The sequence below is a fragment of the Castellaniella sp. UC4447_H14 genome, assembly GCF_052978285.1.
On sequence record NZ_CM129666.1, the window covers coordinates 1,754,628 to 1,777,297 of the forward strand.

Sequence of the window (22,670 nt, forward strand, 5' to 3'; positions counted from 1 at the left end):
TCGTTTACATCTGAAAGCCTTTTCCATGATGAATATCCCGCCCGACGCCCGCCTTGCCGCCTTGCACCGGTGGCTGGACAAACTCCACACGCCGGCCGGCCTGGATCCCGCGACGCTCGCACCCGTCTCGGGCGACGCAAGCTTCCGCCGCTATTTCCGCATCCACGGCGAGGACCATTCCTACATCGTGATGGACGCGCCCCCGCCGCACGAGGACTGCGCGCCTTTCGTCAAAATGGCGCAGCGCCTGAGCGAGGGCGGGCTGCGCGCCCCGACGGTTCACGCCATGGACCTGGAGCAGGGATTCCTGGTGCTCTCGGACCTGGGCACCCAGACGTTCTACGAGGCGCTTCAGGCGGGCCTGGAAGGCGACGATCTGCAGCAGCACTACCGCGGGGCCCTGCGGGCGCTGGTCAGGATCCAGCAATGCCCGGCCAGCGACCTGCCTCCCTACGACGAACAGCGCTTGCAGGACGAGCTCACCGTCTTTCCGCACTGGTACCTGAACGTCCACCACGGGATCGCGCTGGACGACGGAACTCAGGCGCAGCTCGCGCGGATTTTCGACTTGCTGGTGCGCCAGGCGGCGATGCAGCCGCGTGTGCTGGTGCACCGTGATTACCACTCGCCCAACCTGATGCTGGGTCCGGGGGGGCCGGATTTCGAGCCCGGCGTGATCGACTTCCAGGACGCGCTCCATGGCCCGCTGTCCTACGACATTGCGTCGCTGGTCATGGACGCGCGGACTTCGTGGGACGAGCCGCAGCAACTCGACTGGGCCATCCGCTACTGGGAGTATGCGCGCACCGCCGGCCTGCCGGTCCCTGCGGATTTCGCCGAATTCCATCGGCAATACGAATGGATGAGCCTGCAGCGCAACCTGCGCATCCTGGGCGTCTTCGCGCGCCTCTCGCACCGCGACGGCAAGCACCACTACCTGGACCATATGCCGCGCGTGCGGCGTTATGTGCGTCAGGTGGCCGAGCGCTACCAGGTCTTTCACCCACTGGTACGCCTTCTGGATACCGTGGAAAAGGTGTCCTTCACCGACGGCTATTCGTTCTGATGCGAGCCATGATCCTGGCGGCCGGCCGGGGCGAGCGCATGCGCCCGCTCACGGACGTCTGCCCCAAGCCTCTGCTGCCGGTAGGCGGCCAGCCTCTCATCGTCTGGCACATCCGCCAACTGGTGAGTGCCGGCCTGTGCGACATCGTGATCAACCATGCCTGGCTGGGAGAACGCATCGTGACCGCGCTGGGCGACGGCCGGTCCCTGGGCGCGCGGCTGCGGTACTCGGCCGAATCGCCAGCTTTGGAGACGGCGGGCGGCATCGCCCACGCGCTGGAGTTCTTTGGCGGCGAGCCCTTCCTCGTCGTCAATGGCGACATCTGGTGCGACTGGAATCCCGAGCGGGCCCTCATTCTGGCCACCCAAATGTCCACAAGGCGGCTGGCGCATCTGGTGCTGGTGGACAATCCGGAACACCACCCGCAGGGTGATTTCACGCTGCACGCCAATGGCCGTGTGGCGCCGCGCGGCCCGGCCGGCACCGCCCTGACCTTTGCCGGCATCGGCGTCTATCACCCCAGCCTGTTCGCGGGCATCCACCCCGACCAGCCTGCGGCGCTGGCGCCGCTGTTGCGCTCGGCCATGGCCGAGCGCGTCGTCACGGGCGAACACCACCGCGGACAATGGGCCGACATTGGCACGCCGCAACGCCTGACGCAACTGGACAGGATGCTCCGGAAACGACCGGACGCCTCCTGCTAAACTGCATTACAAATCGAAACCATCTGTTCACGACCCCGCAGCAGGGTCGGTAAAGCGTTTATCCTTGAGAATTTCCGCGGCACGCGGTGCCGCATGCTGTCCAGGAACTCCGTTATGTCTTTTGGTCCCAAACACCCGACCTTTAAGCCCACTCCCTATGGCTATACCAGACGCAGCCGGGGAATTCCCCGTTGGCTGTTGTTGCTCATCACCGGGATCGTATTGGGCGCGGGCGGCGTGCTGTTCCTGCAGCGCAGTTACGGCCCGCAGCGGCTCACGATCGAGCAGTCCGAACAGCTGCGCACGGACCTCAACACCTCCAACATGGAGAACCAGCGACTGACGGCCGACGCCAAGAAGCTGCGCGAAGCCCTGGGCCAATCGCAGAAGACCGAAAAAACAGCCAGCCAGGGAATGAAACAGGCACGCCTGCATGCCGCCGACATGCAGGCGAGCGTCGCCAGCCTGATCGAGGCGATTCCGGCCGATCCCCGCAAGGGAACGCCCGGCATCCGGGCCGGCGACATGGTGCTGAGCAAAGACGGGCTGCACTATCAGGTCCTGCTGATCCAGGACATCCCCCAAGGGCAGACCGAGGCCCCGAATCTGCGAGGGACCGTCAAGCTGGTGGCCATGGGCACCTACCCCAATGGCAACCGCGGCTCCCAGGACGTGATCAGCCAACCGCTGGACATGGGACGCTATACCGTCATCAAGGGCGACTGGACGGACCTTCCCAAAGGTTTTCGCCCGTTCCAGGTGGCGATCCAGATCACGGCCGATGGCTCGGACAAGGTCACTTCCACGCGGACCTTCCGCGTCTCCCGCCACTAATGGAAACGGGTCCGCGAATGGTTCGCGAACCCGTCCGAGTGATTCCCGAGTGGCATGCAGGCAGTGCCTGCACGGCTCCGATCAGAACGCCGGAACGATGGCGCCCTTGTACTTGGTCTCGATGAAGGCGCGCACTTTTTCCGATTGCAGGGCCTTCACCAGCTTTTGAATGCCGGGATCGTTCACCTTGTCCTGGCGCGTCACCACCAGATTGGCATACGGGGAATGCTTGTCTTCGATGAAGAGCGCATCCTTGATCGGGTTCAGCCCTGCTTCCAGCGCATAGTTGGTGTTGATCAGCGCCAGATCCACGTCCGGCAGCACCCGGGGCAGCGTTGCCGCCTCGAGCTCGCGGAACTTCAGGTGCTTGGGGTTATCGACCACGTCGCGCGCCGTGGCCAGGATATTGGTGGGATCCTTCAGCTTGATCAGCCCCTGTTTCTGCAACAGCAGCAGTGCGCGGGCACCATTGGAGGGGTCGTTGGGGATGGCCACCTGCGCGCCGTCCTTCAGGTCCTTGATATCCTTGATCTTCTGTGAGTAGGCGCCAAAGGGCTCCACGTGCACAGCGCCGACGGACACCAGGTGCGTGCCATGTTCCTTGTTGAACGAGTCCAGGTAGGGCTTGTGCTGGAAGAAGTTGGCGTCGATATGCTTGTCGGAGACCTGCAGGTTGGGCTGCACGTAATCGGTAAACACCTTGATGTCCAGTTCCACGCCTTCCTTGGCCAGATCCGGTTTGACGAACTCCAGCAATTCGGCATGAGGCACGGGTGTCGCCGCGATGGACAGCTTTTCAGCATGCGCCGTGGCGCCCAGCGCCAACGGAATGGCCAGTGCCAGGACCGGCACGAATCTCTTGAACATGAACATCTCCTGTGGATTACCGCCTGTTGAGCTTGGCCACCCAGCGGTCGCCAACTCCCTGAAAAACCTGCACCATGACGACCAGGATCACGACGGTGACCGCCATGACGTCCGCCTGGTAACGCTGGTAGCCATACCGCACCGCCAGGTCGCCGAGCCCGCCGCCGCCGATCACACCCGACATGGCCGAATACCCCACCAGCGCAATGCCGGTCACCACGGTAGCGGCGAGGATGCCGGTGGTGGCCTCGGGCAGCAACGCCAGCAGCACCGTCTGGCGTGAGGTCGCACCCATGGCGCGGCAGGCTTCACTCACTCCCGGATCGAGTTCTCGCAAAACGTTCTCCACCAGTCGGGCAAAGAACGGCGCGGCGCTGGCCACCAACGGAGGGATGGAGCCCTGGACCCCGAGGGCGGTGCCCACGATCACCCGCGACAGCGGGATCATGACAATGAGCAAAATCAGGAAAGGCACCGAACGCAACACGTTGACGACGAAAGCGACGCTCTGATAGACGGGGCGGTTCGCAATCACCTGGCCCGGACTGGTCAGAAACAGCAGCACGCCCACCGGCAAACCGATGATCACCGTAAACAGCAGCGAAAAGCCGGTCATCAACAAGGTGTCGATGGTGGCACCCAGCATCATTGCCCAATCCACGTTCGCCATCATGGCCGCAACACCTCGCAATGAACGCCTGCCTTGGCAAGCGCAGGCTCCAACGCGGTCAGGTCGCTGGCCGATCCGCCGACGGCCACGATGAGCTGGCCATACGGGGTTTCCTTGATCCGCCCCACCGACCCCTGCAGGATGCTCAGGTCCAGATGCAGATCCCGGCTCAGATGGCTGAGCAGCGGGCTGCCCGTGGTCTCGCCACGAAAACTGAGTTTCACCAAGCGACCGGCGACGCCCTCGGCCAGCACACGCCACCCCTCGCCGCCATCCAGCCCGCTCTCGGAGAGCAATGCGCGGGTCGCATCATGCTGGGGATGCAGAAAGACCTCCAGCACCTGGCCGGTCTCCACGATATGCCCACGCTCGATCACCGCGACCCGGTCACAGACAGCGCGAATGACGTCCATGCTGTGCGTGATGAGCACAATGGTGAGCCCCAGCCGCTGGTTGATGTCGCCCAGCAACCGCAAAATGGACTGGGTGGTCTCGGGGTCCAGCGCCGAGGTGGCCTCGTCGCAGAGCAGGATGCGGGGGGCGCTGGCCAGCGCCCGGGCGATGCCGACCCGCTGTTGCTGGCCGCCCGAAAGCTGGCTGGGATACTGGTCAGCGTGATCCGCCAGCCCCACCAGATCCAGCATTTCGCGCGCACGGGCTTCGCGCGCCTTGCGAGAGGTGCCCGACAGACGCAGCGGAAAGCACACGTTTTCCATGACCGTGCGCGACCGCAGCAAGTTGAAGTGCTGGAACACCATGCCGACGGTGCGCCGGTATTCCCGCAACTGGCCATCGGAGTACGTCGTGATGTCCGCGCCATCGACCCGCACGTGGCCTTCCGTCGGGCGCTCCAGCAGGTTCAGCAAACGGATCAGGGTGCTTTTGCCAGCCCCCGAACGACCGATGATGCCGAAGACCTCGCCCTCGCGGATGTTCAGGGAGACGTCCGCCAGCGCGGAGACGACGCGGCCGCCGGATCGGTAGGTCTTATGGATATTCTCGAGGTCGATCAAGATGCGCAATCACCATGTGGAAGACTTGCAGTCCCGGATCCGCCGGAAACAAGACGTAAATTTAGCATGACGGTTTCATAGATTGATTCGATAGCATATTACCGATGGGAATATGAAACGCGACGGGGCGAGCGGCCTGCCTGGCACGCCGTCCTGATGCTGGTAACCCCTGATGGCGGGACCCGGTGCCGCCGCAGACAATGCAGGAAACCGACACAAAAACGCCAGTCGCAGAGGACTGGCGCGGCAAAATGGTGGGTCGTGCGCGGCTCGAACGCGCGACCAACGGATTAAAAGTCCGGTGCTCTACCAACTGAGCTAACGACCCAATGCAAGCCCGCTATTCTGACAGCATCAAAAATTCACGTCAAGCTGCAGCCATCTTTCCGGAAAAGCACCATGACATCCACCCATCACCCAAAACCACTGACACTGCACATCCTGTCGGATCTGCACCTGGGGGTCCAAGGCATGCCCCTGCCGCAGGTGCGGGCCGACATCACCGTCCTGGCGGGCGACATCGCCCGCGCGGAGGCGGCCATGCGGTGGGCCAGCCAGTTTGATCGTCCCGTACTGTACGTGGCGGGCAACCATGAATTCTACGGCGGCAGCATCCCGGCCGTGCGCGAGGATCTCGCCCGATGCGCAAAGGCCTGCGGCGTCCACTTCCTGGATCAGCAATCGCTGGAAATCGGTGGCGTGCGGTTCCTGGGTACGACGCTATGGACCGACTTCGAGTTGTTCGGCGCCGAATGCCGGGATCTCGCCATGGAGCGCTCAGCTGAATTCATGCGCGACTTCCAGGTCATCCGCAACGCCGACGGCTCGACCTACACGCCCCAAGACTCGATCGAGCTGTTTCGCGAACAATATGCCTGGCTGGACGCCGCACTGGACCAGCCCTTCGATGGTCCGACGGTGGTCATCACCCATCACGCACCCAGCATGCGCAGCGTGCATCCCCGATTCGCCGAATCGCTGGTCAGCGCAGGTTTCGTCTCCGACTGCACCAGCCTGCTGGGCCGGGCCGATCTGTGGATCCACGGCCATACCCACGACAGCTTTGATTACACAGTCTACGGCACCCGTGTACTGTGCAATCCGCGCGGCTACTGTCGCGACGGCGTGGACGAGAACCCCGCCTTCGACCCGGCGCTCTGCATCCAGGTTCCAGCCCAGCGGGTGCTGGATCCGGCGCGACTCAGCGTGCCCTCGAGATCCTGACCTCGGCGCCCCGGCGCTTGACTTCCAGTCCCTGCGACGACAGGATGCGCAGCCCCTCCAGACCCTTGATATAGCTCGATCCCTGCATCTGCATGACACGGATCTTGTTGCGCATGACGACCGGATTGTGTTCCGGCATGCCAAACATCCAGACCTCTTCCAGGATGCGTGCGGAATTGATCTCGCCGGTATGCTGGGCGAGCGGCCCCAGGCACAGGATGTGGCCTTCACGCCCGAACACGGGCAAGGTGTCGAGCCCGGCATGAACCGTCCAGTGCGTGCCGCCTTCGTAGCGCCAGCCGGTATTCAGGTCCCACCAGGCGTCGCCCTTGGGCAGATAGACTTCCAGTGTGTCCCCCGGCTGCATGACGGGGGCCACCAGCAACGCCGGTCCCAGCAGATATTGAGTATCCCAAAGGTGAGCCTGTTCGTCCGCCGGGAAAGCCTGGGCCATGGACCGCTGCACGGGCAAGCCGGTGCGCACGGCGTCATCCACAATGCCCGCCACATAGGGCAGCAGACGATAGCGCCACTGCAGCCAGTGGACCACGAGGGCACGGGTACGGGCATCGAAAGCGTCCGGCATCAGCGCGGGCAGGCCCTGCAGACTGAAATTGCCTGAAAACACGGCCATGGCCAGCCACCGCACATACAGCTCTGACGTCATGCCATCCACGGGCCGGGTGGAATCGCCCAAGCGGTGGGTCTGCACGGCCACACCACTGTTTCCCACGGATAGCGCGGCGCGCAGCGAGGCGGCATAGCCCGCCCAGCTGTTATCCACGGCGGGCCCCTGTTGCCAGGCATAGCGCTGAACGCCCGGGAACAGATCGCGGCTCACCATCACGCCCTCCTGGGGCGTGTGCGGGCCAGCTACCGCGTCAAACAGCGCCTGGCGCGCCAGATGCGGATAGACATTGCGCAGGACGGCTCCCGACTCACCGCCGCGAGCCTCGACTTGAGGCGGAAAATCGAGCCGGGCCTGGCAGATCGGCGCGTCCAGCCCCTCTTCCACCGTCTGCAGATGGCGTTCGGTCCAGAGGCGGCGAGCGTCCTTGTGGGTCAGATCCAGCAGCCCGAACGGCCGGCCACCCGACGCGGCGTTCCCCGGACACACCCAGACATCGCCCTCGGCGTCGCCGAGCAGCCAGCCGCGATCCGCCCATTCTTCGAACAGCGGCGTGCCCTGCAGCACACCGGGCAGACACGAGCCAGCCAGATGCACATTGACCGCACGGGCCTTGGCCAGCGTCTCGCGCCAGTCGGCAACCCGACCGGCCCATTCGAATACCGGCTTGTCGGCCTGAAAGCCGACAACCGCCGGGTCCGACAACGCCAGCACGTCCAGCGCCATACCTTGTGCCCGCAGACTACGGATCTGTGCGACGCTGTCTTCCAGAGACTGGCCGGGAGCCTGATCCAGCCACACCCCCATCGGCCACAGGCTCGGCTGACCCGCACGCCCGGTGAGCGCCGTGTACTGGTTCAGAATCTCGGAGGGATCTCCCACGAACAGAAAGACATCCAGCCCGATAGCAGCCGTCCGTATGTCGTACCGACCATCATCCCGCAAATCGTGGACCACCCGATCGAGTGTATTGACGTACACCCCCCAGCCGTGCGGGCTCCAGGCCAGCGGCAGAGTGCGGTCCGCCGCACGATCCGAAGCCAGGCATTCGCCCCGGCGATCCGGATCTCCCTGCGTCTCGCCCAATCCATACAGGCCTTCGTCCTCGCCCAGCCGCCAATCCATCCGCCAGGAGCGCTCATCCTCGGGCAACGGAAAATGGGCCGTGGCCACCGGTTCGCCGCCGCGCAGCAGTTGCAGCGCCGGAGCGGGACCGCCGATCTGCAGGGAGGTTTCCCCCTGTGTCAGGCGCCAGTGGCCGGGCCGCGGCGAGGAAAGCTCGAACTCGCCCACCGCTTCCTCCCGAGCCAACAGCAAGGCCGCATGACGCTGCGCGCGAGCCGAAGGTTTGGCCGGAGACAGCCAACTGGACGGACCGCATCGCAATCGGTACACCCCTGGCGCATGGGCCTCGATCCGCAAGCGCCATCCATCCGGTCGAAGTGCCCATTCAACGCAGGATGGCGACGAGTCGACCGGGCCGGTTTCAAAAATTGGGTCCGCCAGTTCAGTGGTGGGCGACACAGCGTGATCCTCTGGGCATAGGGCCCGCTCAAGACTTGTAAAAGACATTATTCTGACGGATTTGCGCCATAAAATAAAATCCGCCGTCAGAAGGGGATTCACCGGATGCGGATTCTGTGAATCAGCTCCCGTTCGAGCGGCAAAGGCTCGCTGTGAACCTGTGCGGCAATCAGGTCACCCATCAGCGCGGACCAGCTCAGGCCACGCGACCCGTAGGCGCAAGCCAACCACAAGCCGTCCTCGCCCGGCACCCGGCCCACGATGGGCAAATGGTCGCGGGTAGCGGCCCGCCAGCCGGCCCAGCCGCTGGGCTCGCCTCTCCCCAGCCATGGAACGCTCCCCGGGGGCAACCAACCAGCCAGCCGCCCCAGAATCTCGGCGTGCCCGGGCGCATCCGCCACGCTGTCCTGCACGGCGCATCGGTAGGTGCTGCCCGTCACGCCCCAGCCCCGCCACGGTGGCAGGCAATAGCCGTCCGCAGCCAGGATGCAGCGCGGCACCTGGGCGGCATCGCCGTCGTGTACCGGATACAGGCTGAGCTGCCCGGCAAGGGGAGTCACGCCCGACAGCACCGGCCAGGGTGCCAGCGAAGCGAGTCGCGCCAGCAGCGGCCCCGCTTCGCGCGCATTGGCCAGCACGACCTGCTCCGCGACCCCCAGCACGCGCCCACCGGAGCCCAGCAGTTCCCAGCCTTCCGAGTCCTTGCGGCGCAGGCCCTCGATGCGCTGGTCGCGCAGCTGGATCCCTGGGCCAGCCTGCAATGCGCCCAGCAGTTCCGCCAGCGAAACCTGCAACGCTTCCGGAAACCACAGCCCGCCCCACGGCAAGAGGACACCCGACCGCTCTTGAGCTGCCGCCGCGTCCAGACGGCCGACCCATGTGTCGGGAAACCGCAGCCGCGCCAGGGTGCGCCGCTGCAGATCCGCCTCGTCCGGCGTGCGCGCGCAGACCAGCGCCCCGCACGCGCGCGGGCGCACCTCGGGGACCAGCGTCATCCAGCGGGCCCGGGCTCTCTCCAGGCCCGCACGGGAAAGCCGTGACCGGGTGTCGTCGTCGGGGCTCAACGCCGGGATCAGCGCGGCGCCGGCCGAGGGCTGCCGTGCCGCACCCCCGCCCGGCGCAGGATCCCAGATGTCGACTTCGTCGCCCCGCAACGCCAACGCCTGCGCAATCCCGGCCCCGGCAAGGCCGCCGCCGATGACAGCGATCCGGCGCTGCACTGATGGCGGCGACTGTCCCAACCCCGGCCGCAAGACGGCAACGGTCATGTCGCGCTTGTCCGCGAAACCGGGCGCGCGCGACACCAGAAACCCCGCGTCGCGCAAATCGCGCCGCACCTGTCCGGCCGCGCACCACGTCGCCGCGGTGGCTCCCGGCACAGCCAGCCGGCGCATCTGCCCAAACACATGTGGCGTCCACATCTCGGGGTTCACGCGCGGCGCGAACCCGTCCAGGTAAAAGGCGTCCACGAACGCCTGCACCTGCCGCGCCATCCGCTCGATGCGCCCGAAAGCCAAGGTCAGCGTGAGAGCGCCCCCAGCCAGTTCGATGCGATGCAGCCCTGGCAATAGCGACGGCCAACGTTCGCCCAGCGCACGAGCCAGGGGCTGGGCCCCCGGGGCCAGTTTCCGCCAGGAGCGCCGCAGGTCCTCCAGCCGGAAAGGATGAGCTTCGAAGGCCACGTAATGCAGGCGCGCACAGCGACGGGGATCATCGCTCCAGGCGCGCCACGTAGCCAGAAAATTCTGCCCCAGTCCGAAGCCGGTCTCGCAGATCGTGAACGTGCCACGCCCCTGCCACCGCGAGGGAAGGCGATTGCCTCCCAGAAAGACGTGTTGCGCCTGTGCAAGGGCGCCCGCCTCGCTGTGATACACGTCGCCATAGCGATCGCTACGCGGAATCCCGCGCGCGTCCTCGTGCCAAGCGGCAGGACTCAGGACTTCAAAATTGCCCGACATGCGGGGATACCACCATCCGGTCAAGTACAATCAGAACAACCCGCCTTGCGGGCCACGACGGCTCCGCGGCGAAGCACAGCACAGGGCTTCCTCCATGTCCACACCGCATCTGTTGTCAGCCGACTCCCTGGATGCCGCCGTCACGGCCGCGCACACGGCTGCCGCCATTTTACAAACACACGCGCTGCACCGCGACGACCTGGTGGTGGATTTCAAGACCCGCAACGACCTGGTGTCGCAGGCTGATCGGGACGCGGAAAGCGCCATCCTCGACATCCTCAGGGCCCGGACGCCCGGCATCGGCGTCATTGCCGAAGAATCCGGCGGCGAACGCGGCGCGGCGGCCACCTGGTTCATCGACCCGCTGGATGGTACGACCAACTTCCTCAGCGGCATCCCGCATTACGCGGTGTCCATCGCCCTCATCGGGCACAAAGGCTGCCGCCCGGACGGCCAGATTCCGCTTCCACAGGACACCCCCCTCATCGGCGTGGTCTACGACCCCAACCGCGAGGAGCTGTTTTCGTCACTGCACGGGCTGGGGGCCTGGCTCAACGGCCGGCGCATCCACTGCTCCGGCATCACCAGCCTGGACCAGTCAGTGATCGCCACAGGCCTTCCCTACCGCGACTTTTCGTTCGAGGCTCAGTACATGCCCGGCTTGCAGGAGGCGCTCCACAAGACCCGGGGCATCCGCCGCCTCGGCTCGGCGGCACTGGACCTGGCCTGGACGGCCTGCGGGCGCTACGACGGCTACTGGGAGATGGGGCTCGCCTCTTGGGACGTCGCAGCCGGAACGGCACTGGTACGCGCCGCAGGCGGCGTCTGCGAAGATATCCACCATCGCGAACCCTGGCCCGAAGGCGGCTATGTCTACGCGGGCAATCCTCACGTCGCGCCAGCCCTGGATGCGCTCATCGCGAGACACCTATGACGACCCACCTCATCACCACTCTGGAAGAATGGCTGCCGGACATGGCCCGCATCCGGCGCGACATCCATGCCTGGCCCGAGCTATCCTTCCAGGAAACCCGCACCGCGAACACCATTGCACGCCTCCTCGAATCCTGGGGCATCGCCGTGAGCCGCGGTCTGGGAGAGACCGGCGTGGTCGGTCGCATCGACGGCCGGCAGCCGGGGCGGTCCATCGGGCTGCGGGCGGACATGGACGCATTGCCCATGCCGGAGGCCAATACCTTCGCGCATGCCAGCCGCAATCCGGGGGCGATGCACGCCTGCGGTCATGATGGTCACATCACCATGCTGCTGGCCGCCGCCCGCTATCTGGCCCAGGCCCGCGAATTTCCCGGCACGGTGTACGTGATCTTCCAGCCGGCCGAAGAAGGCGGCGCCGGCGCCCTCCGCATGATCCAGGACGGCCTGTTCGAAGACTTCTCCATGGATGCGGTGTTCGGCATGCACAACTGGCCCGGCATACCGGTGGGTTCATTCGGTCTGACCGCAGGCCCCATCATGGCCTCCAGCAGCACCTTCGAAGTCATCCTGAAGGGCCGGGGCGCTCACGGCGCGATGCCGCATCTGGGCGTGGACCCGGTGGTGGCGGCCGCACAGCTGATCCTGGGCTACCAGACCATCCTCACACGTGACCAGGATCCGCTCGAGGCGGGGGTCATCAGCGTGACACAACTGCGCGCAGGATCCGCCGACAACGTGATACCGGACAGCGCCACACTGCGGGGCACCGTGCGCGCGCTGACCGACGAGGCACTGGATTTGATCGAAGCGCGCATGCGCGAGCTGACGCAACACCTCGCACACGCCCTGCGCTGCGAACCGACCTTCACGTTCCTGCGCGAATACCCGGCGACCATCAACCACCCCGCCGAGGCGGAACTCTGCGCCCAGGTCCTGTGCGACCTGGTCGGTGCCGATCGGGTGAACACCCAGGTACGCCCCTCCATGGGCGCCGAGGACTTCGCCTTCATGCTGCAACAGCGTCCCGGCTGTTATGTATGGATCGGAAACGGCATGGGCGACCATCGATCGGGGGGCCACGGTCCGGGTCCCTGCATGCTGCACAACAGCAGCTACGATTTCAACGACGCGTTGATCCCACTGGGTGCCGCCTACTGGGTGTCCCTTTCGCATCGCTTTCTTCGGGAGCCGCCAGGCCCGGCTCGGTGATTGCCGTAAAATACGCGCCTTGGCGCAGCGCATTGCGCGGCGCCAGTCCCCCGCTCATTTCGTCCCGAGGTGGTCATGCCCGACTCTACCCCCGTCACCCTGCCCTCATCGGACCGGCACGCCGTACTGCGCGTCATGCCCATGCCCGCCGATGCGAACGTCCATGGCGACGTGTTCGGCGGCTGGATCATGGCCCAGGTGGACATCGCGGCTTCCATCCCGGCCGCCCGGCGCGCCGGCGGGCGCGTGGCGACCGTGGCGGTCAATGCCTTCACCTTCAAGCAGCCGGTATTCGTGGGCGATCTGCTCAGCGTGTACGCGGAGATCATCCGCACCGGCCGCACCTCCATCACGGTGGCGGTCGAAGTCTTCGCGGAACGCCAGCGGCTCGACGTCGAGGTCGTCAAGGTCACTGAAGCAACCCTGACCTACGTGGCGACGGACGAAAACCGCCGCAGCCGGCCCCTGCCTCCGATCTGAGATCCGCCCTCATGGCTGACGAGCAACCCGGCCTGGAACCGGCCCACCCGGTCATCGTTCCGCGCCGCCTGGACCCCGAGGACGCCCAACTTGCCTTGCAGGAGCTGCAGGCCATCCTGAAACGCCAGGAGGTCGTGGAGGCGCTCGCACAACGCCAGCGCGGCACGGAAGACGAAGACGGATCCAATCTCCTCGAAGGCATGCTGCTGCGCCAGCACGAGGACGAGATCCGCCAGATCATCAACGCTCTGCATCCCGCCGACATCGCCTTCATCCTGGAATCGCTGCCCGTCCACGAACGGCAGGCGGTCTGGCAGCTCGTCGCCCAGGAGTACGACGCCGACGTGCTGCTGGAGGTGGAGGACTGGGTCCGGGAGTCGTTGATCGAGTCCATGGATCATGAGGACCTGATCGCCGCCACCGGCACCATGGACGCGGACGAGATCGCCGATCTGGCCCCCGATCTGCCCGCCGGAGTCATGACCGAAGTGCAGAAGGGCCTGACTGATGCCGAACGCGCGCAGCTCGTGGCCGCCATGGGCTACCCGGAGGACACCGTGGGCGCCATCATGGACTTCGACATGGTGCGCGTGCGCGAAGACGTGACGCTGGAGGTGGTGCTTCGCTATCTGCGCCGCCTGCACGAACTGCCCGATCACACGGACCAGATCTTCGTGGTGGACCGCAACGATCTGTTGCGCGGCACGCTGTCACTGTCACGGCTGTTGCTGAGCGAACCCGACACCCTGGTCAGCACCGCCATGGAACCGGACGTGCTGAGTCTCAACCCCGCGGATTCGGACACCGACGCCGCCGGCGCGTTCGAGCGCTACGATCTGGTGTCCGCGCCGGTGGTGGACGAACAGGGGCGACTGATCGGCCGGGTCACCATCGACGAGGTGGTTGACGTGCTGCGGGAAGATTCACAGGAGCAACAGCTGTCGCGGGCCGGCCTGCAGGAAGAAGACATATTCGCGCCGGCGCTGGCGGCGCTGCGCAACCGGGCGCCCTGGCTGCTCATCAATCTGTGTACGGCTTCCACCGCATCGTTCGTTGCATCCCGCTTCGAGGACACGGTGAGCCACATCGTCATCCTGGCGTTCCTGATGTCCATCGTGGCGGGGATCGGCGGGAATTCCGGCAACCAGACCATGACCATGATCATCCGCGCGATGGCCACGGGCCGCGTCACCGGGTCGAACCTTTGGCCGCTGGTCCGGCGGGAGCTTCAAGTGACCTTCATGGTGGGCGCCTGCGGCAGCCTGGTGGCCGCCACGTTTGCGTGGTTGATCTCGGGGTCCTACGCCGTCGCCGGCGTCATGATGGCCGCCATGGTGGGCAACATGCTGATTGGCGCGGCGCTGGGGGTGCTGATCCCGCTGCTGCGGGACCGGTTCGGCAAGGACCCGGCCGTGGGATCGTCGGTGCTGCTGACGTTCGCCACGGACTCTCTGGGCTTTTTCCTGTTCCTCGGCCTCGCGACAGTCTTTCTGCTGTAACGGGCGGGAAAGATCGGCCGCCAATGAACCGGCCGAATGCGCGATCCGGAATCCCTTCACGGCGCCTTCCCGCCACCCCCACCCCATGGCCGGAACGCCTCGCAGACGGCGTCATAGCCTCCCACGCCATGCCGCAACAGCAACGTGAGCAGCACTTTGGCCTTGAGTCCATCGAGCCAGCCAGCCCGAATCAAGCCGCGCCGTTGAAGATCAATCTCGCTGCCCGGAAACCCATATGTCTTCTCCAACACCTGGCCAGCCCCCGCCCGAGAAGCAAGTACCACCGGAATCCTTTGGGCAACTTCCCCCAGCGCGTCGGCCACGTCTGGTGGGACGTGCCCACCTCCGGTCGCCTCCACAACCAGACCGTCGTACCTTAAGGACTCCAGAGCCCTGATCGGGTCGCCATCATCGCCCATGGCAATCGTCACCAGCGCCGTGCGTTTGCCCGATCCCACCCCCGTCATCGGGATGGCCGGAACCCTCGGAAGTGCACAGCCCATCTGCACCAGGCCCTCGCTCACCCAGCCAATCCGTCCACAAAGCGGCGACCTGAAGGCGTCCAGGCGGCTCGTGTGGGTCTTGCGCACGAAGCGTGCCGCATGGATCTCATCGTTCAGAACGACCAGACATCCGCTACCACGGGCCTCATCGCTGACCGCGACCCGAATCGCCCCCAGCAGATTGGCCGGCCCGTCCGCCCCCGCAACCGTCGGGTTGCGCATTGCGCCAGTGACGACCACAGGCATCCCCGGCTCGAGCAACCGGTCCAGAGCAAATGCTGTTTCCTCTATCGTGTCGGTTCCCTGTGTCACGACAACTCCGCGCTGACCACTCGCTTCGAGGCCGCCGATGGTCTCCGCCAGCTTCTCCAGATCCTCATATCGGAGATGAGCGCCTGGAAGCTGCCGGAAAGACCATGCGTCGACCTCAGCGACATCTTCCAGCCCCGGCACCGCGGCCACCAGGCTCTCTCCGCTCAGAGTCGGCACCACTCCGCCTTCTTCACCAGCCGTCATGGCGATCGTGCCGCCGAGGGCTAGAACGGTCACGGGCGATTTCATCATCACATATCCCCAGCCTTCCTGATTCGCCGGCCCAAAGCCATGAGCGGACGTCCAACCCGCCGCACGATTGACTACGCCGTGACGGCTGAACACTTCGAGGTGACAGCGCGCTAGAAGCTGTCCTTGATCATCTCCGCCATCGCGCTCGCGGCAGCGGAGAAACTGGCATCCTGCCGGGCGAACAGGGACACCGTGCGCACAATGGGGGGTGTAAGCGGCACTGCGCGCAAGCCTGCAATCGAACGCACCATACGTTCCGGGAGAATCGCACCGAGATTACTGCAGCACACGGTCTGCAAAATAGCCTCGATCGAATTCATTTCCATTACGATGTGAGGTTTCAGGCCGTTCGTGGTAAATGCCGCCTCCACAAGGCCCCTGGAAATATATTCGTGCGTAAGCATAATAAGGCCATATTTTCTCAACTCGCTCAGGTCCACGGACGGCTCGTCATGGAGCGGGTGCGAAGAGCCCACGATCAGCGCCAGCCGCTCCCTGAACATCTCGATCGCCGTCACCTGATCCCCCGCGGGCGGCCCATAAGCGATTCCGAAACTGAGTTCCCCTTCACGCAGCCTCTTTTCCAGTTCACCCGTCGGAAGCTCCAATATCGTGACTTTTATCCCGGGATAAGTCGCCGAAAAGCGAGCCAGGACCGGTGGAAGCAGGGATGCGCCAAATGAGGAAAAAACGCCAATGGTCAGTTTTCCGTGCTTGAGATTACCTAAATCGCATATGGCGTCAGTCGCGGAATCCACGTCCTGAAGTATCCGCTTTGCGTACTCGCAGAACAGCTCGCCCGCTTGCGTCAGGCGCACGGTCCTTCCGATACGGTCGAACAAATTACAGCCGATTTCTTCCTCCAGCTGCCTGATCTGATGCGACAGAGTGGGCTGCGTGAGATGCAAATAATCCGCGGCAACCGTGAAGCTTTGCGAACGTGCAGCGGCGAGGAAATAACGGATATGCCTGAGTTCCATTTTCGCCTCTCAGACCGACAACCCCAGCCTGCTGATGCGTGTTTCCGTATATCCGAGAATATCGGCAGTCGTTTCATTCCCGGACAGCACCCCGACAAGGCTTTCGATAATCCTCTCTTTCGCCCCTTCCATGCTCGTGCCACCCTCCAGGACATCAGACAGGTCGACGTCAACGTGCTCCCTCATGGTCTCGCAACTGATCGGGTTCGCGCATATCTTCAGTGTAGGCGACACAGCACTTCCGCTCGGGTTGCCACTGCCACTGGAGAACAGAATCGCCTGGCAGCCGCCCGCACTGAGGGCGACGATGTTCTCAATCGCGGCTGCGGGGGCGGCCATCAACCATAACCCTGCCCAAGCGACGCGCTCTCCGTAATCCACCACGCCTTCAATGCGCACAGTGCCGGTTTTGGCAAGCGCCCCCATCGATTTTTCCTCAATCGTTGTCAATCCGCCTGCGATATTGTCGGCGGTTGGATTGATGCCGACCAAGTCCACACCGGCCTTGTTCGCAATATCTTCGTATCTTGCGATCACACCGCGTATTCGAGCCGCAACGGCCGCATCGGTTCGGTTATCCAGAATTGGCTCACATCCCACAAGTTCTATAGGTTCAGAAAACACGGCGGTCGCACCGGCTTCAACCAGCTCGTCAGTAACCAGCCCGATCGCCGGATTCGACACCAGGCCGGACGTGGCATCCGATCCACCGCATTCCAAGCCGACGGTCAATGCCGAGATCGGCATGGGTCTCTTTCGTCCCTTTGCTGCGGCATGCAGCATTTCAGTCACTATTCGCACCCCCTTTGCAAGTGCGGCATGGTGCCCATGACTGTCAAGCAGCGAGAGGCATTTCGCCCTCCGCCCAAGGCGCTCGGTCCTCTCTGCAATCCTCTCAGCCGACGCCGATTCGAAAGAAACGATCAGCGTATCGGACACGTTGGGGTGGCCGGCAATGTGGCTCTGAGTACGGAGGGTTACTTCGAGATCCTCCCCGAGCTGCCCGCGGCCAAACGTCGCAGGGATGAACACACTGCCGGGAGTCGCATCGGAAATCGCCTGCGCCAGCCGATTCACGTTGTCAGCGGCCGCCATGACCAGCACCTTGTTACGGACGCCGAACGTTCCATCGGGACGCTGGTACCCGGTCAAACGAGCAAAAGTCGATTTTTTCATTAGAGTACGCTCCGCTTTTCTGGTGGCAGCGGGCAGCCTGACCGATCCGCCAGACCGGCAAGCGCCCTTAGAGTGGCCTCTGGAACGATGATTCCGTTTTGCCGAGCAGCCTGTTTTCGTCCTTGCCGCCCACGCCCGGGCAATCTCGGGCCGACCGCCGCGGGAAGACGCGGTAAGTCCAGAAGACGCTGTTCCATACGCGCCAAGCGCTGCGGCAACGAATGCCCCGCGGACAGATGCGCCGGATCTATCGCCAGAACGAAATGTCCGACTCCCTCCGGTTTCGCACCGCTTTCCTTGGAGGACACAAGGACGTCAGTCAACGCATTGGGCAGCAGGCCAGCCAAAATCTCAAGGCCCAGGATCAGGGCGAACCCGCGCGCTGGTCCCCCGATGGGCAACAGTGTCCCGCTCATCGCGGCGGCTGCGTCCTGGGTCGGACACCCCGCGGAATCCAGCGCCCAGCCGGCCGGTATTGCCGAACCCATTTCGGCCGCGCTCCTGATCTTGTCGCGCGACGCCATGCTTGTCGCCATGTCAACCTGAAACACGTCGCCATCAGGCAGAGGTGCCGATATGGCAATCGGCGAATTGCTGACAAATGGGGCAGCCCCCCCAGGAGGGGCGATCAGAGGGGGGCCATTGCTGATGACGACGCCGATCATTCCATGGGCGGCAATGCGGTCTGCCGCCCATCCAATCGCCCCCGCATGATTGCTGTTGCGCACGAGGGCCAGGCCAATTCCCGCAGAACGGGCAATTTCAATCGCCGCATCAGTGGAGACTCTGAGAATGTGCGCGCCAATGCCATTCTTGCCGTCCACCTCGACCAGGGGACCATTGCTCGACAACTGGGGCGTGGCCGTTCCATCGACGGCGCCATCGCATATGCGTTTCACATAGGCTGCCAGACGGCGCAGCCCATGTGTCTTCACCCCACAGAGTTCTGCCTCGATGATTGATTCCGCGAGGTCTCCCGCAGCGTCCGCTGCAACTCCAAACTCGGCGCTGACGTTTTGCACCCAGGCTTTCAAGGCCGCCACGTCGTACGCCACCGACCCTTCGTCGGTATGAGAATCCGGCATGCCATCGGCAGCAGGAGTCCCCGATCCCACAAAGCCCGCCACATTATGTACATGGATATGGTGCCCCGTATCCGCCGCACGTGTGGCACGCCCGATGGGCACACCGTATTTCAAAATGGTCGAGCCGGCATCGATGCGCCTCAACGCGATCTTGTGGCCAAAGGGCACCGGGTCGGCGGCTGTAATTTGACAGCAGCCGCCATCCGGTTGACGCACATCCACGATATCTCCGACGGCCACGTCTGCCAAAACGCTCGCAACCGAGTCCCTCGCATCGAGCTGCAGTGCTATCTTAGACATACCGCCCCGCTATGTTGGGCCAAGCCATAAACCTTGGCGCCCGCTTCCACGATCCCGGATCGACGAGTGAAAAACAGAAACCCATCGACAGGCGCAGTCAACTGATCCACTACCTCCAGCGTGTACGGATTCACCACCTCGCCCAGCAAGGTACCGCGAGCGATCAGCTGATCCAGATCCGTGATGTCGGGTTTGCGCGAAACCAGATAGCCACCCGCCTTTGGATTGACCTCTATACGATTCGCCGTGTCGTAAACCCACTGCTCCGGGCGGTACAACGGGGTTCCGTCAACGATGCCGATGAACGACGCGAGCGAATGGAGACCACGAACACCCTTTTCCGTGAATTCGGCCTCCGCGGGCTCGTCCAGATACGATCCGCCAACCTCCACATTGACCGTAGGAACTCCTCGAGAATTGGCCAGCCGCGACGACGTCCCGGCAAGGTTATTCTCGTGAATGAGATAAGTGCCGAATGCTCTGCATAATTCAACGACCCGGGACTTCAGATCTTCTTTCAACTTGTTATCGTAATCCACCCTGAACTGCAGTCTTCCGCCCGCGCCACCCGAGTGAATATCAACGAACAGGTCATCGGCGGTCAAACCGTCGATGATGCTGGCATCTATCGCTGCCGCAATCTTCTGGGTCAGCGTGCCCTTCTCGGCACCTGGAAACGCGGCATGCAGGTCGGTATTTCCGTGCATGTCCGGGGTGAACCGGGACATCATCCCCAACGCCAACGGGTTTGCCACGGGAAGCGCGACCACCGTTCCCTTCATGTTTTCCGGCACCAGCGAATCCAGGAAGTTCCGGATGACAGGGAAAGAACCGAATTCATCCCCGTGCATACCGCCTGCTACAACCATCGTCGGGCCGTCATGTTTCCCACGGACGATATGTATCGTAGCGGCAAGCCGGTGCCCGGAAGAAGTCTCGGTGATGGGCACGCTGACCACGCTGCGCCCGACATCACGGTATTCGTTCAGAACAGAGATTTTTCCCATAATGACCTCAATCAATGCCAATGAATGTTCAGGGAAATTTTCGGGTGTTCGTTTCCACGGAAAATTCCCCTGGGAGTTCACGCCATCTGAAAACGCGCGACGGCCGCGACCCGCGCGTCGACAGGCCCCTACTCGACGGAGACGGAGGGCATGGGCAGACGCTCCGCGTACATTTCCTCCATGCTTTTTGCCGTCAACCTTCTCACCGTCTCCGCATAAACCGCTGCCGCCAATTTCAAATCATGCAATCTCACGCCTTCACCCTGAGCTGCCCTGGGGTCCCGGCTGATATCCCTCTGCCCGGACGCTGCTCTGCCAGCGGGGCCGTATACGACGGTAGGTATCCCGAGGCGATTCGCATCGATCGCGTCCGTGCACAAAGGTGGAGCAAACTGCACATTTGCTTTCTCTCCGGTGACATCCTCGTGACTGGCCGCTATCGTGGAGACAAGAGGATGACAAGAAGGTATTCTCGTGCCCGGTCTTGACATATAAAACTGCACATCAACGTTCGGTATCCCAATACTGTCGGCTGCGCTCTTTATCCCTTCGGCGATCTCTCTTTGTATATCGATCGGTGGTACCGCGGGATTGAAGCGCACGTCAAGGTACTGACTGTATTGGGCGGCGGTTCGTGCGGCGCGCCAAGGCAGGCCACCACGAACGGCCGCCCTGTTTATCTTGGCCCGCACGGAACTCACGGAAAATTCGTCGATGAATTTCTCTCTCCAACCCCTAAGCGCCCGCCACAATTTTTCGCCGTTCAGAATCGCGTCCTGATGCTCTCCTGAAAACGCCGTGTGCACGAAGTCGCCATATGTCGTCATCTTGACCCACACTGTACCCATCATGCCGGTAAGCGGGGTCAGTGCCGATGGTTCACCCAATATGTGATAATCCGCCGCCACCCCATGATTCAACAGAAATCTCGTCCCCACGCCGTAACTGTCGTATTCCTTACCCTGGAATTCGTCGACCGGACTCAGTTCAATCTCTCCGACTACGCCCGCCACCACGATTTTCCCGCGGAGATCGAAGTTTGCCTTCTGGAGCGCATCGATCATTGCCAGATAGGAAACGAATGCCCCCTTCATATTGAAGATCCCATTTCCATAAACCCAGCCATCTTCGAAGGTCGCAACGTTCTTCCAGCCACTCCCCTGCAACCACTCCTCGTCGCCAGAAACGGAGGTGTCCATGTGCCCCGAAAGCAATATCGTCGGCCCGGGTTGGGTGCCGCACCAGCTTCCCACGACGTTGATCCGATCGTCATAGATGGGTTGATACGACACATCCAACGAAAGGCTGCGCATCGCTTCCCCGAGCATCCGGGCCATGTCGCCCTCATGGCCGGTCGGGCTCGGAGTCTCGATGATCTTCCTCGCCAGCGATTCGATCAGGCTGTCATCGACCAAAGAGAGCCAATCAACGCTCCCGGAAGCATCAGTTGCATTTTTCATTCAATCACCCTCCACGAGTTTCTTCGATACCGTCGCCAGCGGGCCTGTATCGAACATGCTTCCGACGTCAGTCTGCTTCTTTATAAAGCGCGCTTTATATGCGATCCCGATGATATTGTTCATCTCCTGTCTGAAATCCTTCGTGAACGTCATGTCGTAATGGATCCGGTCGATGTCGTCTCGCGCCTGAGATTCTTTCATCCCCGTTATATGGACCACGTCGGCCGCCGCTTCCGCCGGCCTTCCAAGCGTCATCTCTTGAGCGTCCAAGAGGGCCTGAACGACCTTCACAACGCCATCCCTGTTGTCGGCGAGGAGGTTTTTGGTGGCGCTCAGAATAATATGGTTGACAACATAGCCCTTCGTCCCGTCCTGCAATAGTCCGCTCCCTTTGACGACCTTGAGAGCGTTCCTCGTTTCGGGGCCGAGCCAGGCGAAACCATCGATCTCCTTCTTCAGCAACGCCGCGATGAAGTCTCCCGGGCCCAGATTGAGGATCTCCACCTTGCCGGGGGCAATGTGGTTTTCTTCCAGATAGGAACGGATGAAAATGTCTCCGGTGGATCCTTGCACCGTCGCCAATTTCTTGCCCACCAAGTCCGCCGCAGTCTTGATTCCCGGCCCCACTACCAACGAAAAAGTCGTCGTATCATTGGAAACCGGGGCAACACCCATGACGTCTCCGTGCTCCCAAGCCAGTATCGACGGCATATCTCCAGCGACAAATAAACCCGCACCCGCCGCCCTGAACGCTTCGGTGGCCCCGGTACCGCTGGAAAAGCGGTGAACCCGAACATTTACCCCTCGTTTCGCGAAATATCCTTCTTTTTCAGCCACGAACACCGTTGTAAAGGGCTGCGTGCCGACGAATAAATCTATCGGCTTGTCCGCCCCAGGGGCGCCCGCCGCGCTTGCAACAATGGTCACTTTCAACAGAATCAGTAGCAACAAAAGACGCTTGATCATGATCTTCCCCTTGACTT

Annotated in this window: 20 protein-coding genes and 1 tRNA gene; 8 read left to right on the forward strand and 13 right to left on the reverse strand. The window is 63.2% G+C overall.

The annotated features are described in order from the left end of the window. The first annotated feature begins 28 nt into the window (after positions 1-28). The 3 genes from ACVCMJ_RS08415 (at position 29) to ACVCMJ_RS08425 (ending at position 2,604) form a co-directional block, all read left to right on the forward strand. Positions 29-1,066 carry an aminoglycoside phosphotransferase family protein gene (locus ACVCMJ_RS08415; RefSeq protein WP_447082709.1) on the forward strand — a complete coding sequence of 346 codons (1,038 nt, stop codon included), beginning with the start codon at positions 29-31 and terminating at the stop codon, positions 1,064-1,066. Next, complete coding sequence (gene murU / locus ACVCMJ_RS08420) at positions 1,066-1,770, forward strand: N-acetylmuramate alpha-1-phosphate uridylyltransferase MurU (RefSeq protein ID WP_447080973.1); 705 nt, start codon at positions 1,066-1,068, stop codon at positions 1,768-1,770. Before ACVCMJ_RS08415 ends, murU begins: the two co-directional genes overlap by 1 nt. A 114-nt stretch (positions 1,771-1,884) precedes the next feature. Then, a complete protein-coding gene (locus tag ACVCMJ_RS08425) occupies positions 1,885-2,604 on the forward strand; it encodes a hypothetical protein (RefSeq protein ID WP_447080974.1) in 720 nt (239 codons plus the stop codon). Positions 2,605-2,685: 81 nt separating this feature from the next. On the opposite strand, the gene ACVCMJ_RS08430 is transcribed toward ACVCMJ_RS08425, so the two are convergent. The 4 genes from ACVCMJ_RS08430 to ACVCMJ_RS08445 all read right to left on the reverse strand — a co-directional run bounded on the left by ACVCMJ_RS08430 (position 2,686) and on the right by ACVCMJ_RS08445 (position 5,482). Then, a complete protein-coding gene (locus tag ACVCMJ_RS08430) occupies positions 2,686-3,471 on the reverse strand; it encodes a MetQ/NlpA family ABC transporter substrate-binding protein (RefSeq protein ID WP_447080975.1) in 786 nt (261 codons plus the stop codon). A gap of 16 nt (positions 3,472-3,487) precedes the next feature. After that, positions 3,488-4,144 (reverse strand): methionine ABC transporter permease, encoded by a 657-nt coding sequence (locus ACVCMJ_RS08435; protein ID WP_447080976.1) that lies wholly within the window; start codon positions 4,142-4,144, stop codon positions 3,488-3,490. Further along, the gene (locus ACVCMJ_RS08440) at positions 4,141-5,154 is read right to left on the reverse strand and encodes a methionine ABC transporter ATP-binding protein (RefSeq protein WP_447080977.1); all 1,014 of its coding nucleotides are present in this window, start codon (positions 5,152-5,154) and stop codon (positions 4,141-4,143) included. Before ACVCMJ_RS08440 ends, ACVCMJ_RS08435 begins: the two co-directional genes overlap by 4 nt. Before the next feature lie 252 nt (positions 5,155-5,406). Further along, positions 5,407-5,482 (reverse strand) — tRNA-Lys (locus ACVCMJ_RS08445). 71 nt (positions 5,483-5,553) lie between these two features. Here ACVCMJ_RS08445 and ACVCMJ_RS08450 point away from each other — a divergent pair. Then, positions 5,554-6,378: a metallophosphoesterase gene (locus ACVCMJ_RS08450; protein WP_447080978.1), complete on the forward strand. Its 825-nt coding sequence runs from the start codon at positions 5,554-5,556 to the stop codon at positions 6,376-6,378. Here ACVCMJ_RS08450 and ACVCMJ_RS08455 read toward each other — a convergent pair. Both ACVCMJ_RS08455 and mnmD read right to left on the reverse strand, forming a co-directional pair. Beyond that, positions 6,356-8,428 carry a glycoside hydrolase family 31 protein gene (locus tag ACVCMJ_RS08455; RefSeq protein ID WP_447080979.1) on the reverse strand — a complete coding sequence of 691 codons (2,073 nt, stop codon included), beginning with the start codon at positions 8,426-8,428 and terminating at the stop codon, positions 6,356-6,358. The two genes, ACVCMJ_RS08450 and ACVCMJ_RS08455, sit on opposite strands and share 23 nt — an antisense overlap. A 200-nt stretch (positions 8,429-8,628) precedes the next feature. Continuing rightward, positions 8,629-10,488 (reverse strand): tRNA (5-methylaminomethyl-2-thiouridine)(34)-methyltransferase MnmD, encoded by a 1,860-nt coding sequence (gene mnmD / locus ACVCMJ_RS08460; protein ID WP_447080980.1) that lies wholly within the window; start codon positions 10,486-10,488, stop codon positions 8,629-8,631. 94 nt (positions 10,489-10,582) lie between these two features. On the opposite strand from mnmD, the gene ACVCMJ_RS08465 reads away from it, so the two are divergent. From ACVCMJ_RS08465 to mgtE, 4 genes are all read left to right on the forward strand, one after another. Next, positions 10,583-11,422, forward strand: coding sequence for an inositol monophosphatase family protein (locus ACVCMJ_RS08465; protein WP_447080982.1), 840 nt, complete (start codon positions 10,583-10,585; stop codon positions 11,420-11,422). Next, the gene (locus ACVCMJ_RS08470) at positions 11,419-12,633 is read left to right on the forward strand and encodes a M20 aminoacylase family protein (protein ID WP_447080983.1); all 1,215 of its coding nucleotides are present in this window, start codon (positions 11,419-11,421) and stop codon (positions 12,631-12,633) included. Before ACVCMJ_RS08465 ends, ACVCMJ_RS08470 begins: the two co-directional genes overlap by 4 nt. 75 nt (positions 12,634-12,708) lie before the next feature. Next, positions 12,709-13,113 (forward strand): acyl-CoA thioesterase, encoded by a 405-nt coding sequence (locus ACVCMJ_RS08475; RefSeq protein WP_447080984.1) that lies wholly within the window; start codon positions 12,709-12,711, stop codon positions 13,111-13,113. Between the two features lie 11 nt (positions 13,114-13,124). Further along, positions 13,125-14,612: a magnesium transporter gene (gene mgtE / locus ACVCMJ_RS08480; RefSeq protein ID WP_447080985.1), complete on the forward strand. Its 1,488-nt coding sequence runs from the start codon at positions 13,125-13,127 to the stop codon at positions 14,610-14,612. Positions 14,613-14,668: 56 nt separating this feature from the next. On the opposite strand, the gene ACVCMJ_RS08485 is transcribed toward mgtE, so the two are convergent. The 7 genes from ACVCMJ_RS08485 to ACVCMJ_RS08515 form a co-directional block, all read right to left on the reverse strand. Then, the gene (locus ACVCMJ_RS08485; RefSeq protein WP_447080986.1) at positions 14,669-15,664 is read right to left on the reverse strand and encodes an asparaginase; all 996 of its coding nucleotides are present in this window, start codon (positions 15,662-15,664) and stop codon (positions 14,669-14,671) included. 125 nt (positions 15,665-15,789) lie between these two features. Beyond that, on the reverse strand, positions 15,790-16,659 hold the full coding sequence (gene cynR / locus ACVCMJ_RS08490; protein ID WP_447080987.1) for a transcriptional regulator CynR: 870 nt from the start codon (positions 16,657-16,659) through the stop codon (positions 15,790-15,792). Between the two features lie 9 nt (positions 16,660-16,668). Next, positions 16,669-17,835: a UxaA family hydrolase gene (locus ACVCMJ_RS08495; RefSeq protein ID WP_447080988.1), complete on the reverse strand. Its 1,167-nt coding sequence runs from the start codon at positions 17,833-17,835 to the stop codon at positions 16,669-16,671. Then, positions 17,835-19,142, reverse strand: coding sequence for an Ldh family oxidoreductase (locus ACVCMJ_RS08500; protein WP_447080989.1), 1,308 nt, complete (start codon positions 19,140-19,142; stop codon positions 17,835-17,837). Before ACVCMJ_RS08500 ends, ACVCMJ_RS08495 begins: the two co-directional genes overlap by 1 nt. A gap of 65 nt (positions 19,143-19,207) precedes the next feature. Then, positions 19,208-20,248, reverse strand: a complete 1,041-nt coding sequence (locus ACVCMJ_RS08505; RefSeq protein ID WP_447080990.1) for a succinylglutamate desuccinylase/aspartoacylase family protein — start codon at positions 20,246-20,248, stop codon at positions 19,208-19,210. 107 nt (positions 20,249-20,355) lie between these two features. Next, positions 20,356-21,687: a M20/M25/M40 family metallo-hydrolase gene (locus tag ACVCMJ_RS08510; RefSeq protein WP_447080991.1), complete on the reverse strand. Its 1,332-nt coding sequence runs from the start codon at positions 21,685-21,687 to the stop codon at positions 20,356-20,358. After that, positions 21,688-22,653, reverse strand: coding sequence for an ABC transporter substrate-binding protein (locus ACVCMJ_RS08515; protein WP_447080992.1), 966 nt, complete (start codon positions 22,651-22,653; stop codon positions 21,688-21,690). Positions 22,654-22,670: the final 17 nt, after the last annotated feature.

Bases quoted from the DNA above. Each gene is read 5' to 3' on its own strand.
- ACVCMJ_RS08415 (WP_447082709.1), top strand. From the start codon at position 29: ATGAATATCCCGCCCGACGCCCGCCTTGCCGCCTTGCACCGGTGGCTG.
- murU (WP_447080973.1), top strand. From the start codon at position 1,066: ATGCGAGCCATGATCCTGGCGGCCGGCCGGGGCGAGCGCATGCGCCCG.
- ACVCMJ_RS08425 (WP_447080974.1), top strand. From the start codon at position 1,885: ATGTCTTTTGGTCCCAAACACCCGACCTTTAAGCCCACTCCCTATGGC.
- ACVCMJ_RS08430 (WP_447080975.1), bottom strand. From the start codon at position 3,471: ATGTTCAAGAGATTCGTGCCGGTCCTGGCACTGGCCATTCCGTTGGCG.
- ACVCMJ_RS08435 (WP_447080976.1), bottom strand. From the start codon at position 4,144: ATGATGGCGAACGTGGATTGGGCAATGATGCTGGGTGCCACCATCGAC.
- ACVCMJ_RS08450 (WP_447080978.1), top strand. From the start codon at position 5,554: ATGACATCCACCCATCACCCAAAACCACTGACACTGCACATCCTGTCG.
- mnmD (WP_447080980.1), bottom strand. From the start codon at position 10,488: ATGTCGGGCAATTTTGAAGTCCTGAGTCCTGCCGCTTGGCACGAGGAC.
- ACVCMJ_RS08465 (WP_447080982.1), top strand. From the start codon at position 10,583: ATGTCCACACCGCATCTGTTGTCAGCCGACTCCCTGGATGCCGCCGTC.
- ACVCMJ_RS08470 (WP_447080983.1), top strand. From the start codon at position 11,419: ATGACGACCCACCTCATCACCACTCTGGAAGAATGGCTGCCGGACATG.
- ACVCMJ_RS08475 (WP_447080984.1), top strand. From the start codon at position 12,709: ATGCCCGACTCTACCCCCGTCACCCTGCCCTCATCGGACCGGCACGCC.
- mgtE (WP_447080985.1), top strand. From the start codon at position 13,125: ATGGCTGACGAGCAACCCGGCCTGGAACCGGCCCACCCGGTCATCGTT.
- cynR (WP_447080987.1), bottom strand. From the start codon at position 16,659: ATGGAACTCAGGCATATCCGTTATTTCCTCGCCGCTGCACGTTCGCAA.
- ACVCMJ_RS08495 (WP_447080988.1), bottom strand. From the start codon at position 17,835: ATGAAAAAATCGACTTTTGCTCGTTTGACCGGGTACCAGCGTCCCGAT.
- ACVCMJ_RS08510 (WP_447080991.1), bottom strand. From the start codon at position 21,687: ATGAAAAATGCAACTGATGCTTCCGGGAGCGTTGATTGGCTCTCTTTG.
- ACVCMJ_RS08515 (WP_447080992.1), bottom strand. From the start codon at position 22,653: ATGATCAAGCGTCTTTTGTTGCTACTGATTCTGTTGAAAGTGACCATT.